This window comes from Neisseriaceae bacterium, assembly GCA_016864895.1.
In the GTDB taxonomy this organism is placed as follows: Bacteria; Pseudomonadota; Gammaproteobacteria; order Burkholderiales; family Neisseriaceae; genus QFNR01.
The window spans coordinates 1,524,785-1,539,095 of sequence record CP046107.1 but is presented as its reverse complement, the minus strand read 5'-3'; the positions used below and the strand labels follow the sequence as shown (position 1 = coordinate 1,539,095).

Genomic DNA, 14,311 nt, shown 5'->3' with positions numbered 1-14,311 from the left:
TTACCTGCAATTATAAAAAAATAAACTTTATTATTTTTGACCGTTTAATAATAAAACAAAATTGACTTCTTGAACACAAGTTTCCTGATATCCATTGATATATTTGTCTATAACCCAAAGATGCTGAACACCATTTTTTTCCAATGGCAATACCATTCTTCCATTAATATCAAGTTGTTTTAATAACTCAACGGGTACCTCTTTAGGTGCAGCCGTCACAATGATCACATCAAAAGGTGCAGATTTTGGAAGTCCTAAATAACCATCCGCACAAATGAGCCGTGGCCTGTGTAAATTGGCTACGCGTAGATTACGTTTTGCCAATTCTCTTAGACTTGATAACCTTTCAATAGAATAGACATGCTCAATACCAACTTTTTGTAAAATGGCTGTTTGATAACCACAACCAGTTCCTATCTCTAAGGCTTTATTTAAAGGTTGTTTCCTCCCAGCTAATAACAATTCTGTCATACGCGCTACTATATATGGCTGAGAAATCGTTTGCCCCAAACCTATAGGCAAAGATAAATTATCATATGAACGACTTCTCAAAGCTTCTTCAATAAATAAATGTCTAGGCGTATTGAGCATAGCATCTAAAACGAGAGGATGACAAATACCCATCTGTTCTAATCGAGCCACCATCTTCTTACGTCTTGTTTCATAACCATCTACTTGGAAAGTATTAAATATCATTACAGTACTAAGTCATCAAAAAATATCGATACGTTTTTTAACTCGGAAGTATTGGTTAAATCTACAGCTAGGGGTGTTATAGTTACATAGCCATTTGCATTCATTACAAAGTCAGAATTATCTACTAAATAATTAGCATCACTAATATGTCCTATCCAGTAAATAGTTTCATTGTAAGGATTTTTTGACTTGATAACACTATCATTGCGATGACGTTGGCCTAGTACTACAGTCTTAACCCCCCTTAGTTGATGAGGCTGAACCTTAGGTATATTAACATTCCATAGTACGGGTTTTTGTATGGGTAATTGTATAGCACGTTCGATAACTTTCTCTACTGATTTTTCTGCTGTCTTCCAATAATCATTACTTTTATCATCTAAAGAAAAAGCAATAGCTGGAATCCCCATCAAATACCCTTGCATAGCAGAAGCAACAGTTCCCGAATATAAAACATCATCTCCCATATTAGCACCATGATTGATCCCAGAAAAAATCCAGTCTGGCTTAAAATCATCGAATATACAAAGTGCCAGATATACACAATCTGTAGGCGTTCCACTGACATAATAAAAACCATTCTCAGCCTGTCTAATTGTTAATGGTTTATGTAATGTTAAAGAATGACTTGCTGCTGTTCTATTTCTGTCAGGAGCGACCACTCTCACATTTCCAAATTTTGATGCCACTTCAGCCAAAACACCAATCCCTTTAGCTTGATATCCATCATCATTACAAATCAATATATTCATACCTTCATATTCCTTAACTTAAAAAATCTTCTACTAATTTTTGCAAAGGGATTAATTTTCCGTGAAAAAAGTGACAAGCATCTAACATAACACAAACAGGCAAATCCTGGATTCTAGCCCAGTTGAATATATCCCCCAGTGGTATAACTTCATCTTTCTCACCATGTATCAATAAAAAATTAATATTTTTGGGTAAATGGGGGATTTCCCCTCCATACTTACTAACTGCTGCTCCTACTAAAATAATTTGCTTAAAATTAAATTGATGAACAGCTTTTATCGCCACATAACCACCAAATGAAAATCCAGATAATGAAATAGGCTGATTCGGGTGTTCTTTTTGAATATAGCTAACAATAACATTCACATCCTCCACCTCACCGTTACCAAAATCATGGCTACCTGTGCTCTTACCTACACCTCTGAAATTGGGAGCATAAACAATATAACCTTTATGTATTGCTGCCTTTAACATTGTCTGAACCACTTTATTTTGATTAGTGCCCCCATGGAGCGGATTCGGATGTAAGACAATCATTACTCCTTTTATTTCATCTATGTCAGGTCGTTCAACTCGTGTTTCCAAAGTTCCAGCAGAACCAGGGATAAAAATTATGGTTTGAGGTCTTAACATATTTTGACAATTATCACTATTTAATTAACTATTTAATCAAAAACAATAATAAAATCAGTACCAACTCGACAATAATAACACTAAATCCTATTGTACTAATTTTATTAATATTTCCTACAATTTTTTCTAAAAACCTGCGTTCATTTTGTCTTTCTTCTTGCTGTTCCACAGTTCTCATATCCAAAATTTGTCTATTTTTAGTATTCGATAACTCAGATAGGATTCTAATTTGCTCTTTACTTTCATTGTACTGATCACGTAATTTTAAAACATCCTTAATCCTTTCATATACATAGAATATTTTATTAACGTCAACCATGATGGGATTATGATAATAGTAACGAATTAAAAATCGATTATACATATCTAAGGTGTGTTCAATAGCTTCAGCTTCTTTATAAGAATTTTGGTTATGATTCAAAGGTTCAACTGTCCCTAAAGAAATCTGCTCTAATGTGGCTAAATATGCTTTACCCAACATCAAAATAAAAATCAAACGATGAACTCTCTCCAAATCAACAGTAGATGAAAAAATAATACCTACCCCCTCATAATCAATGACAATCTGATAATTATCAATACTTGAGTAATGTTCACTTTTAATTTTATAAGAATGTGTCACAAACTGCGAAATAGACTCATAGTAACTTTTATTATCAGAAAAAACTTTATCGTCTTTTAAAACAATAATCAAAGAACTCACTAAAGTAAAATTACTTTCAATATAATTCACACCAAAAACATCTATCAATTTCTGATTTGAATCTTTCACAATTCTTTGTTGGAACTCAGTAGCTGTCTCATCTCTCATAATAAAAGCATTATGCACAGGGACAGCAATATATATCTGCTCCAAAACAGAATCTGTAAAAAACCTTCTAACAATAACATCATTGTTCATCATCGAACTATCGATCTTCTCAGAAGGTTCCCTGTTAATATTGATTTTAATACTCGTAGTTTGAATACTCTCCCCTAAAGGTTTTTTCAAAAATGAAATATCCTTACTAACATGAAGCTTTTCCTTAATTTGATCTGGTAAATTTCCCCTAAAGTGATATATATGATACCCTAAAGAATCCGCCATCTTATACTCCTAATTATAGTTATTGTTGAATCAAAAAGGATTGAAACTGTCCAGTGAGTATACAAAATAATTACGTGAGTTTTTTATAATTACTCACCTAATTTCCCAGCCACTTCAACTGTTGTTTGATTACTTACCACTTCTACTTCTCCTGTATAGAATCAGCTGATTCAACAGAAAATACACAAGAAAGAATCATGGCAATATAAACCATTACCAATTCAATCCCCTCTAAGATCCAATAACCTAATTTATTATCCAGATAAGAGTGGTAATATGACACAATAAAAAACATTTGAAAAATGTAAATAAAAACTAATACAAATATCAGTGTAATGTAATAGTATACCCCACCCTTCACCAATCGTGAATACATCAACCAAAAAGTAAATACTAGAGGCAGCAATCCAGAATTTAATAGAGACTCCAATAAGTTGACATAAATAAAATTTTGAGTTAAAAGATCAGTTGTTACTAGATTAAGTCCTGTATAATCTCTAAATGTTTCATAAAAATAAAACAAAAATAAACTTACTAAAAAAAAAGTTAATAAATATTTGAATCTTAGCTTGAATATTTCAATATTTGATTCCTCATCAATCTTTCCATCATTTTGTAAGCCTATTGACAAGGCAACAGCTAGCGATAGCATAACATAAAGTAAAATTAATTCATCTAACATTAACAGATATTTACTGTAATCTACAGAAGTCAATACATCATATAAACATAAGCAATGATAATACAATAAGAAAATAAATAAAATGAATGCCAGTATACCATACTTCCAATCCCCCTTAGATTTCTCAGAAAAGACTAACCAAAAAGAAAAAAATAAGGGAATAACCCCTGCACAATACAAAATATCCAAATAAATCAAATAACTAGAGTTGTAATCACTAATATTATTAGCCAAAACAAAAATAATCAACGCAATAACAAAAATTAAAAACACAATAAATAAAAATATAGTACTTATACTGTTTTTAATAAACTGAGACATTGTGACTCCCAAAGTAGATATTAATATGCTGTAACAACATAAAAATTAAAGGAATTATTACATTAAACATCCCCCTACAATATACCATAAATCTATAATTTATTAATACTCAAAAATCATCAGAAAGTACCAAAAATACTTAAGAACACCACCAATAAAACTATAACCAACAAATTGTTACATAATTTTCTGGCTTAATATCTCAACTAATATTAATATTGATCTTGTAGTTTAATATCAAAAGATTCATGAGAGGTGTCTATAATACTTGTGCTCCATTAGGACTATAGGTAAGTAAAAATTTTTTCAAAAGATTACTCATGGTTCAACATGTTAGACAAAATTACCCAAGCTAAAAAAATGGGATCCATTGATCAAATTCATATATCACTTCATGTACAATCTAAAAAACTAAGCCTTCCATAAGGCACCAGGGTCCGGATGTGTAAAGATTAAATCAGTTGCAAAATAATAGTGAGATAAATAATTTTGTTCTATCATAACGCCCTAACATTTGAATATTAAACACCTTTTCTCAAAAAAAAGCTTGATGATGTTTAAAATTCTAATAATCTAATTATTTTGACTCAATTTAATAAAACTAAAATTAATTTATAGTTCAACGATGAAACTTGATACTTTTCAAATATATTCTTTTTTATTAAATGATTCTGCATACACAAGTTTACCCAAAGTATCCCCCCATTAAGAATTAATAAAATTTACTACTCTGTTCTCTTTATCTGGTAAATACTTACCACTCAATAGTTGGCTCTGTATTGAGGTCAATAATAAACGATCAGATAAGATATAAATAACTAATGTGGTAAAAAATATACTTTTAAATCTGCTTTTATTGTCTATAAATCATTATTTTTCAAAATTGAATGGGTTGGTAGGGTATTTAGTATTTTGTATCAAAAATATTTCTTAAAAATGACCTCTTGATTTCTACATATTGGTTTATAAAATCCTCCTTTTCTTTGAATTGTGAATTGCCCCCCAAAAAGAAGAAATTATTTTCCGCTAAACTACAAAACTAATTGTAGATAAACATCAGAATATTAACACAATAAAGTTTTCATAATTTTATTAAATCTCTGGCTAGATTCAAGATAGTTTCCAGACCAACAACAAGCTCAAAGTAAACTACTTCCATTAACAAAATAATGATAAATTATCAGCGAAATCAATAATCCTTTCTCAATGAGATCATGAAAAAGTAAAGCTAAGCCTACCAATAATTCTCTGGCTTACATAATAAATAATCATCACTACCCATATTCACAAAATAATATTAGCTATAGCATTTAGCTGGATATCCGCAACACCTGCTAAAATCTACATAATCCAATGAATTGTATTTAGATGTCACCTTTTTTAAAGGTGGAAAATAAATAACAATGATGATTCCATTCTTTACCTTGGTAAATTTTTTAACCTCTTTGTCATTGGCAAATCGAGCGTTACCATGGATATTAACTTTACTTTATTCTTAAAGAAAAAATACCAATGAACTTACAATTAATAATGAACAAATAGTACTGTATAAACTATATTAAAAAAAAAGACCTCCCCCAAAAACTCTTTTTGACTGAGGATATTCAGTACCACTCTGACAGAGTAAATGATAATAATAAAAACATATCACTCTCTATATGCTACTTAGTTAGCTGATGAGAAAATGTCTCTCTTTTACCAAATTTTGATTCTGTCTTCTGGCGATTTATATAATTTATCACCTGGTTTCACATCAAAAGCATCATAAAAAGCATCAACGTTGGTCAACGGAACAAAAGCTCTAAACTGACCAGGTGAATGAGGGTCAACTTTAATTTGATTTTGTAAATGCTCTGTTGTTGATTTCGTTCTCCAGACACTAGCCCAAGAAATAAAAAACTTTTGATTTTCTGTAAAATATTGACTCTCATTACTTTTTGACTTATATTGCGGTATTTTCTTATCTTTTAAGTACGCTTGCAATGCATCAAAAGCTAAGTTAACACCACCTAAGTCTGCAATATTCTCTCCTAAGGTAAACTTACCATTAATAAAATGTCCAGGTACTACCTCATACTGATTGAACTGATCGACTAATTTTTGAGTCAAGGTATCAAATTTTGATTTATCCTCCTCTGTCCACCAATTATTTAAATTACCATCAGCATCAAACATTGCACCACTATCATCGAAGCCATGGGTCATTTCATGTGCAATCACACCACCGATTCCACCAAAATTAACCGCAGCATCTACCCTCCCATTAAAAAATGGGGATTGCAATATCGCAGCAGGGAAAACAATCTCATGTCTCACCGAGCTATAGTACGCATTCACGGTTTGTGGTGGCATGGCCCATTCAGTTTTATCAACTGCATGACCTATTTTTTTCAAATCTTCTTGATAGTTCCATTGCTTAATAGCACTTTTAATTTTAAATATATTGTTCTCATCTGGTTGAATATTCAACTGAGAAAAATCTCTCCATTTATCGGGATAACCTACTTTCACTGCTAATTTATCTAGTTTGTACAATGCTTTTTGTTTAGTTTGAGCACTCATCCAAGTTAAGTTTTTTATATGTTGGTAATAACTTTCTCTTAAATAGTCTACTAACTCTACCATCTGGCGTTTAGACTCTTCAGAAAAATATTTACTAACATACACTTTACCAAATGCCTCACCCAAATTTTTGTTGATAAAATCTAACCCTTTTTTATCATCTTGACGTTGTTCTTTCTGCCCTTGTAAAAATTGTTTAAAAAACTCAAAATAAGCAGTATCCATGGCCTTATCTAAAACATCATGGTTCTTCACTACTAACCAATATTTATAATAAGCTTTTAATAATTCTATATTTTCATCATTTAAATATTTATCTAAGTTATCAAAATATTTGATTTCATCAATAATTATCTTATCTGTATTGACAGAGACTCCTGACAAAAATTTAGCTAAATCAATATTTTTTGATATGTGGCCTAATTGTGAAACAGAACGTGGATTGTATTGAAGTATCGCATCTCTGATTTCTTCATTAGTTAACAAGTTATCAGCAATCCTTTTTTCAAACCGAATAATCTGTTCTGCTAGTTCATCTGCATTGGTATAATCTAATCTTTCCAATATCTTGGACACAAAACCTTTATATTTTTTAATCACTTCCTCATTACGAGGAGATTTTTTTTGATAGTAATCTCTTGGTAATAAAATCAACCCTCCTGTTTGATAAACAGCATTATTTTGAGAATCTTTCATATCAGCATATACATACCAATCATAAAAAGGATTATTCTTCCCTTCTTTGCCCAAATCAATAATAACTTCCTGAAATTTGGGAAGGCTGGTCACTTGATTAATCTTAAAAAATTCCTTATTCAATGGTGCTAGTCCATTCATATTTCTCTGATTAAAATTAGAAAATGCTTCATAGGTTGTCTTTATTTTCTGAGCTTCACTATCTGGTTCTGGCGTTTGTTTTAATAATTCTTTAATCAATATCAAAGAATTTTCATCTGTTAACTCTCTTAGTTCATTAAATGCACCCCAAGAAGATTTATCTGCTGGTATTTTGGTGTTTTGTACCCATTTACCATTAACATAATTGAAAAAATCATCTTGAGGTCTAACACTTAAATCAATATTAGACAATTCAATACCAGTCCTATATTCCTTCCGTGCAATCACCATCTCTTCACCATTTTTATTAGCATTTTCTTCACCATGACATGCAATTAATAGGGGGAACAATAAAAGTAATTTTATCTTATTTGTCTTATATCCGTTATCACTCATTTTTTGTTTTCTTCTAAAAAAAAATAAACGCACACTATTAAACACACACTATCTCAAATACTCATCCTTGAGCAAAAAATTAGCCCCTAAATAGGCTATCATTCCTGATTTGTTTCAAGAATAAACATGGTTAATATAGCTGATATTTTTTGTTTAAACAATCAATCATTCAGAGATTTCTCTGATACAATTTCTCTTTTACGTTATACTGTGGAGCTACACTACATGTATAGAATAAATCAGATCTAAGGAGTCTTTAGAAAATGGGTGATTATACTGATATTATCGTGGTAGGCAGTGGTCCAGTAGGACTTACTTTTGCTAGGCAATTCAAAGATAGTTCGTTAAAAGTATCTGTCATAGAAAAAAGTCCTTTAGAGACTATTGAAAATCCACCTTTCGACGGCAGAGAAGTTGCCTTAACTCATTTTACTAAAAACTATCTACAAGACTCTGGTATTTGGGCTTTGATTCCTGAAGATAAAATTTATCCACTCAAACAGGCAAAAATTATCAATGGCAACTCTGATTACCAACTGTATTTTCAACAACCCACTCAGGCACGTGGCCAACCTATTGATCGTTTAGGTTTTTTAGTAAGTAATTGTGATGTTCGTAAGGCTTGTTATAAATCGGTAAAAGATTTATCCAATATTGATTTGATTAATGGTGTTACTGTTGAGGATGTTCAAATTAATGAACAAGAAGTCACAACGCAACTCTCTAATGGTAAAAAACTTAACGCTCAACTTCTAGTCTGTGCTGATGGTCGTTTTTCATCCATAAGACAAAAAATTGGTATCCCAGTAGATACTCATCAATTCGGCCGCACGGTTATCTGCTTTAGAATGAAACATGAATTGAGCAATGAACACACCGCCTTTGAATGTTTTCACTACGGGCGCACCTTAGCCATCTTGCCCTTAGAGAAAAATCTTTCGAGCATAGTTATTACTATAGATACTAATTTGGCAGATAATATCATCAATATGACCCCAGAAGAACTAGCACAAGATATTTATCGGGAAACCAAAGGCAAGTTAGGTTACTTAACACAAGTTAGCGAAAAAAACTCCTACTCTCTGGTTGGGGTTCATGCAAGACGCTTTTATGATCAACGCTGTGCATTAATTGGTGATGCTGCTGTCGGTATGCACCCTGTTACTGCGCATGGATTTAATTTAGGCATAGAAAGTGTTGCTCATCTTTCAGGTTTAATTTTAGAGGCTAACTATAGAGGTAAAAATATTGCAAGAGAAACACTTCTAGAACGATATAATTTGAAGCATCAAACTAAAACTAGGGTATTATATCATGGTACAAACTTTGTGGTTAAATTATTTACAAATGAAGCAGTACCAGCAAAGTTTTTACGCAACGCTCTACTGCGTATTAGTAATCACGTGGATCCAATTAAACAGCTAATTTCCAAACAATTAACCAGTTAATTTTCTTTATTTCTAAAATACATTGAAAAATTAAGATTTAATGTATTTTCTTATATAGGCGCCCAGATTAGTGTAGAATGTTTTGCTTACAAATAGAATAAGGTATCTTTTTAGTATGAATAAATTTCGATCACTGGAAAGTTGGATTGCTTTTAGGTATTTGAAAACAAAAAAAAGAGATGGTTTATTATCTTTTATCACCTTGGTATCTATCATTGGCATTGCACTGGGAATCATCACTCTTATTGTTGTATTGTCTGTCATGAATGGTTTTCAAAAAAATATAAGGGCAAAACTCTATGATGTTTCTTCCCATATTGAAATTGGTTATGATAGTTACTATCAAGAAGAAAATCCTGATTTAAATTCGCATGATTTAGACAGAATTGCAAGAAAAAACAAGCATGTTGTGGCTACCTCTCCTTTCATAAGGGATCAAATATTATTAACCAGTGGGGGTAGTGTACAAGGCGCGCAGGTATTAGGTGTTTATCCAGATAAAGAACAATCTATTATCAATCAAGAAGTTTTAAATCTATCTGCTTTAGATAAACTCAAAGCTGGGGAGTTTGGTATCATCCTTGGACAAGGTCTCTCAAGAGAGCTTCAACTTAATATTGGTGATAAAGTAACCGTATTATCTCCTGAAGCTAACTCATCTCCAGTTGGAATTGTTCCAAGATTGAAACAATTCAAACTAGTGGGCACTGTTCATTCAGATATACCTGAAATAAATAAAAGTTATGCTTATATTCACGTTGAAGATGCAGATATATTATTCCGGAAAGAAGGCCAATTTACTGGTTTGAGGGTAAAACTAGATAACCCTAATAACATTGATCAAATTACTTCTTCATTTTTAGATAGCTCTGATAGCGAGGGAGTATGGATTACAAATTGGTCTTTTAATAATCGAGTCTATTTTGAAGCTGTGGCTCTGGAAAAAAAAATTATGTTTATTTTAATGATACTAATTTCCATGGTCGCGTGTTTTAACCTAATATCCTCACTTGTCATGACTGTCAATGAGAAGAAAAGTAATATTGCTATTTTAAGAACCTTAGGTATGCCTCCTAAAAATGTCATGAAAATATTTATACTACAAGGAACTATTATTGGACTCATTGGGACAATGGCAGGTTTAATTTTGGGTATTTTATTAACTTTAAACCTCAGTAATATTGTTTCTCTGTATGAAAGAATATCTGGTACTTCTGTTATTTCTCCTCAGGTTTATTTTTTAAGTAAAATACCTATTGATATTCAGTTTGGCGATTTGGCTATTATAACAATAATTTCCTTATTATTGTCATTCTTAGCTACTTTATATCCTAGCTATAGAGCAGCATGTACTAAACCCGCAGAGGCATTACGCTATGAATAATACAGTTATTATTGAATGTCAGAATATTAGTAAAACTTATCAAGATGGCCACCTGAATACTGAAGTCATAAAAAATTTGAATCTAACTATCCACGCTGAGGAAAGTATTGCTATTATTGGAGCTTCTGGTAGTGGTAAATCAACTTTATTACAGCTCATGGGTGGATTAGATTACCAAACATCAGGAACTATTAGAATCATGGGGAGTGATATTCTGTCACTCAACCAAACAGAATTAGGTTTATGGAGAAATCAAAATTTAGGATTTATCTATCAATTTCATCATTTGCTACCTGAATTCACAGCTTTAGAAAATGTAATGATGCCACTTTTAATAGCTAATATCCCTACCAAAATAGCTCAAAATAAAGCCCTACAAGTTCTAAAACAAGTAAATTTAGAAAACCGAATTGATCACAAACCAAGTCAACTATCCGGAGGTGAAAAACAAAGAGTATCAGTTGCTAGGGCAATTGCTAATAACCCCGCTTGCCTACTAGCAGACGAACCGACAGGTAATTTAGATAAAAAAAATGCGCAAAATATTATCTCTCTACTATTAGAACTAAAAAATCAGCTCAACCTATCTTTTGTGGTTGTCACCCATGATGAAGGATTGATTACACATTTTGACAGAACACTCGTCATGTCGGACGGACAGCTTTCCCCGATAGAATAAAGATAACAAATATATACTCATAGGCAATATGCCTGTAAATATAATTTATGAAAATTACGATAATGCGTAATATTTGTCCTCTCTCTTATCCACATTAGTATTTTTTTGTCCTCCTATTCTATTACACACAAAATAGGGCAGATACATCTCGATTGCTGACGTACAGGATCTGCATACTACCTGATTGAGGATCGAGCAGGAGATATATGACACTTAAAAAGTTTGGCCATAAGTCTGATTGTGACAGGATAAGTAAATTGACCATAAGTAGCATTAGAATACAGAGAGGAACTTTTTTGGCAACCTCTCTAAACAATACTCAAAGAGGGAATATTCCCTAAAGACACTCTCATAAAGAATTGAATTCTTTCATAAAACATAATAAAAAATGATTATGATATTATCGTACAATATTTTTTTAATTCGAGGGGCCATCATTACTTAACCAAGTTGCCCCCTGATATTCGTAATGATCATGACAAGTAAAGAAAGAGATTCAAAGTAGATTCCCCCTAAAAAGTTATTATCATTAACCATTAGAATAAACATGATTCTCTCTTCCAATCTAACACATTAGAGATCTTATTCTTAAAATTTTTATCAGCATCCTTCTCAATAGTACTTACAAATTTAATTTTGAAAATAATTATAATTATAATTTCAGGTTAACGATACGTTAATATAATATAACTATTTATTATATTTAATATTTTTTATTATTTTTATGCCTCAATACATGTAAAATTCACGATAAAAACATTTTACAAAATATAAAAAATTGCTATAATCCATGGTAGAAGTTCAATTTGAGTCTAAATTCTGTTTTTTTAAAAGGCTTGTTTAAAAATCCGATGAATGAGGTTGTAAAATAAGGTTGTATTAATGTCTAGGTCTAGAGATGTTACATTATTAATTTTAGATGATGGGGAAACAAAGGAAGTTAAAGTAAGACGTGGAATTGTTAAAAATTTCAATCTTATCGTGATGGGAACTGCTCTGTTTATAGTTGGATTGGTTATCACCTTATTTTTCTTCATATATAATTATAGCTATACTCAATTTGTTGCCATGGAAAATCAGAAATTGCTTATTAAAAATTATGAGCTCAGCCAACAAATTGTTTCCTTAAATGATTCTATCGAAAATGAGCTAGGTGATCGTATCGATGAGTTAGATAAAGCTAATGTACTTGTTGACTCAATCAAAAAATATCTCAAAAATAGAGGTGTTAGTATTGAGAATAAACTAACTGAATTAGCGGAGGAGGAGTCTTTAAAAGATAAATGGCTTGTATCTGCCAGTAATAGAACCGATACTAACAATAAAACCAGAGGCATTTATAATCATAAACAGCTTTCGTATCTGTACGATACACTTACGAAAATACCCTTAGGTTTTGCTCATATTGGTCGTATTACGTCGCCTTTTGGCTACCGAACCCACCCTATTACCAAACAAAGGGGTTCTTTGCATTCTGGCATAGATATCGCAGGAGTGACGGGAGCACCTGTTAAGGCAACAGCAGATGGCATTGTAACATTTGCAGGCACAAGTGGTGGCTATGGTCGTACAGTTAAAATTAAACATGGTTACGGCTACTCGACTGCTTATGCACATTTATCAAAAATACAGGTTAGAAATAATCAAACTGTTAAAGCCGGTGATATCATTGGAAACGTGGGTAATTCAGGACTTTCTACAGGTTCTCACTTACACTACGAAATCCGTTACAATGATGAACCGATCAATCCCAACCCATATCTATCACTAGGAAATTAATATGTTTAACACTAATAAAAGAAGCGATTCAGAATTAATAGAAAAAAGAGAAAATACAGAAACTAGCATTGGCTCACAATGTATCATTAGGGGGCAAATAGACAACCCATCTTCCTTGAAATTCCATGGACATTTAGAGGGTAGTATTAATTGTGGTGATTACTTAGTCATTTGCAAAGAAGCCATTATTGATGGTAACATCGAAGCTGATACTGCTGTTTTATATGGTAGTCTGACTGGAAGTATTCGTGCTGATAAAGTTGAATTAAAAAGTTGTGCTCAAATCTTTGGTGATATTGAGACATATGTATTTGACATGGAAAATGGTGCTTTCTTCAACGGTAACATTAAGATGTTAAAGCCAGAAGAAAAAATTAATAAAACAGGAGTAGTTACCACCAGGGCTGACTTAGAAAAAAACAAAAAAAATAACGCTACCAAAAGTGTTTCCAACAAATCTAGCACCGCGACTATACAAAATCAAAAAGATTCTGAATTTATTATTGAATCAGCATTATTTGAAAAGAAAAAGTAATTAATCAACGATACTAAAAAAGCCAGTAACTGATCCCTACTGGCTTTTTTGTTTTTCTGTCTATCAATTTATTTTAGTAAAAACTTAATCCAAAAGTAGTGACGTCCCCCTCCCCTACAAAATAAAGTCTTACCAAGAAGCTAACAAATTAACTTATTGATTATTTTTTTGTTGAAAGAGTATTTCATCGTAACCTACAGTAACTGAACCATCCGCCCATTGAATAACAGGTCTTTTGATTAAAGTAATATTATCTCTCAAAATAGAGATAACACTTTGGTTATTTTCAATTAACTGTTTCATATCATTGTCTAATTGACGCCAAGTAATACTTTTTTTATTAATCAACTGACTCAAACTCAACTTATTTATCCATTTGTCAAGTAAACCAGTACTTGGAATGTCTTGATAAAAATTAATGAAAACATATTTGATATGATTTTTATCAAAGTAAACCCTTGTCTTTTTGACTGAACTACAATTTGCAATTCCATATATAGTAATAATTGATATACTCAT

12 protein-coding genes are annotated in these 14,311 nt (G+C 31.7%); 5 read left to right on the top strand and 7 right to left on the bottom strand.

Annotated features, from left to right (window positions below):
- Positions 1–30: 30 nt before the first annotated feature.
- From GKC53_06545 to GKC53_06520, 6 genes are all read right to left on the bottom strand, one after another.
- Positions 31–696, bottom strand: coding sequence for a protein-L-isoaspartate(D-aspartate) O-methyltransferase (locus GKC53_06545; protein QRN41743.1), 666 nt, complete (start codon positions 694–696; stop codon positions 31–33).
- Positions 696–1,448 (bottom strand): 5'/3'-nucleotidase SurE, encoded by a 753-nt coding sequence (gene surE / locus GKC53_06540; protein QRN41742.1) that lies wholly within the window; start codon positions 1,446–1,448, stop codon positions 696–698. The genes GKC53_06545 and surE overlap by 1 nt, the downstream gene beginning before the upstream one ends.
- Positions 1,449–1,461: 13 nt before the next feature.
- A complete protein-coding gene (locus tag GKC53_06535) occupies positions 1,462–2,082 on the bottom strand; it encodes an alpha/beta fold hydrolase (GenBank protein QRN41741.1) in 621 nt (206 codons plus the stop codon).
- Between the two features lie 28 nt (positions 2,083–2,110).
- On the bottom strand, positions 2,111–3,169 hold the full coding sequence (locus GKC53_06530) for a hypothetical protein (GenBank protein QRN41740.1): 1,059 nt from the start codon (positions 3,167–3,169) through the stop codon (positions 2,111–2,113).
- 142 nt (positions 3,170–3,311) lie between these two features.
- A complete protein-coding gene (locus GKC53_06525) occupies positions 3,312–4,172 on the bottom strand; it encodes a hypothetical protein (GenBank protein QRN41739.1) in 861 nt (286 codons plus the stop codon).
- Between the two features lie 1,695 nt (positions 4,173–5,867).
- Positions 5,868–7,862, bottom strand: a complete 1,995-nt coding sequence (locus GKC53_06520; protein QRN41865.1) for a M13 family peptidase — start codon at positions 7,860–7,862, stop codon at positions 5,868–5,870.
- Positions 7,863–8,230: 368 nt separating this feature from the next.
- Here GKC53_06520 and ubiM point away from each other — a divergent pair, with 368 nt between their 5' ends.
- The 5 genes from ubiM (at position 8,231) to GKC53_06495 (ending at position 13,792) form a co-directional block, all read left to right on the top strand.
- Positions 8,231–9,415 carry a 5-demethoxyubiquinol-8 5-hydroxylase UbiM gene (gene ubiM, locus GKC53_06515; GenBank protein QRN41738.1) on the top strand — a complete coding sequence of 395 codons (1,185 nt, stop codon included), beginning with the start codon at positions 8,231–8,233 and terminating at the stop codon, positions 9,413–9,415.
- A 115-nt stretch (positions 9,416–9,530) separates the two neighbouring features.
- A complete protein-coding gene (locus GKC53_06510; protein ID QRN41737.1) occupies positions 9,531–10,799 on the top strand; it encodes a lipoprotein-releasing ABC transporter permease subunit in 1,269 nt (422 codons plus the stop codon).
- Positions 10,792–11,478, top strand: a complete 687-nt coding sequence (gene lolD / locus GKC53_06505; GenBank protein ID QRN41736.1) for a lipoprotein-releasing ABC transporter ATP-binding protein LolD — start codon at positions 10,792–10,794, stop codon at positions 11,476–11,478. The genes GKC53_06510 and lolD overlap by 8 nt, the downstream gene beginning before the upstream one ends.
- Before the next feature lie 882 nt (positions 11,479–12,360).
- A complete protein-coding gene (locus GKC53_06500; GenBank protein ID QRN41735.1) occupies positions 12,361–13,257 on the top strand; it encodes a peptidoglycan DD-metalloendopeptidase family protein in 897 nt (298 codons plus the stop codon).
- 1 nt (position 13,258) lies between these two features.
- Complete coding sequence (locus GKC53_06495; protein QRN41734.1) at positions 13,259–13,792, top strand: hypothetical protein; 534 nt, start codon at positions 13,259–13,261, stop codon at positions 13,790–13,792.
- 153 nt (positions 13,793–13,945) lie between these two features.
- Here GKC53_06495 and GKC53_06490 read toward each other — a convergent pair whose 3' ends face one another.
- Positions 13,946–14,311: a Spx/MgsR family RNA polymerase-binding regulatory protein gene (locus GKC53_06490; GenBank protein QRN41733.1), complete on the bottom strand. Its 366-nt coding sequence runs from the start codon at positions 14,309–14,311 to the stop codon at positions 13,946–13,948.

Bases quoted from the DNA above. Each gene is read 5' to 3' on its own strand.
- GKC53_06490 (QRN41733.1), bottom strand. From the start codon at position 14,311: ATGAGTATATCAATTATTACTATATATGGAATTGCAAATTGTAGTTCA.
- GKC53_06525 (QRN41739.1), bottom strand. From the start codon at position 4,172: ATGTCTCAGTTTATTAAAAACAGTATAAGTACTATATTTTTATTTATT.
- GKC53_06535 (QRN41741.1), bottom strand. From the start codon at position 2,082: ATGTTAAGACCTCAAACCATAATTTTTATCCCTGGTTCTGCTGGAACT.
- lolD (QRN41736.1), top strand. From the start codon at position 10,792: ATGAATAATACAGTTATTATTGAATGTCAGAATATTAGTAAAACTTAT.
- surE (QRN41742.1), bottom strand. From the start codon at position 1,448: ATGAATATATTGATTTGTAATGATGATGGATATCAAGCTAAAGGGATT.
- GKC53_06510 (QRN41737.1), top strand. From the start codon at position 9,531: ATGAATAAATTTCGATCACTGGAAAGTTGGATTGCTTTTAGGTATTTG.
- GKC53_06495 (QRN41734.1), top strand. From the start codon at position 13,259: ATGTTTAACACTAATAAAAGAAGCGATTCAGAATTAATAGAAAAAAGA.
- GKC53_06530 (QRN41740.1), bottom strand. From the start codon at position 3,169: ATGGCGGATTCTTTAGGGTATCATATATATCACTTTAGGGGAAATTTA.
- GKC53_06520 (QRN41865.1), bottom strand. From the start codon at position 7,862: ATGGTGATTGCACGGAAGGAATATAGGACTGGTATTGAATTGTCTAAT.
- GKC53_06500 (QRN41735.1), top strand. From the start codon at position 12,361: ATGTCTAGGTCTAGAGATGTTACATTATTAATTTTAGATGATGGGGAA.
- GKC53_06545 (QRN41743.1), bottom strand. From the start codon at position 696: ATGATATTTAATACTTTCCAAGTAGATGGTTATGAAACAAGACGTAAG.
- ubiM (QRN41738.1), top strand. From the start codon at position 8,231: ATGGGTGATTATACTGATATTATCGTGGTAGGCAGTGGTCCAGTAGGA.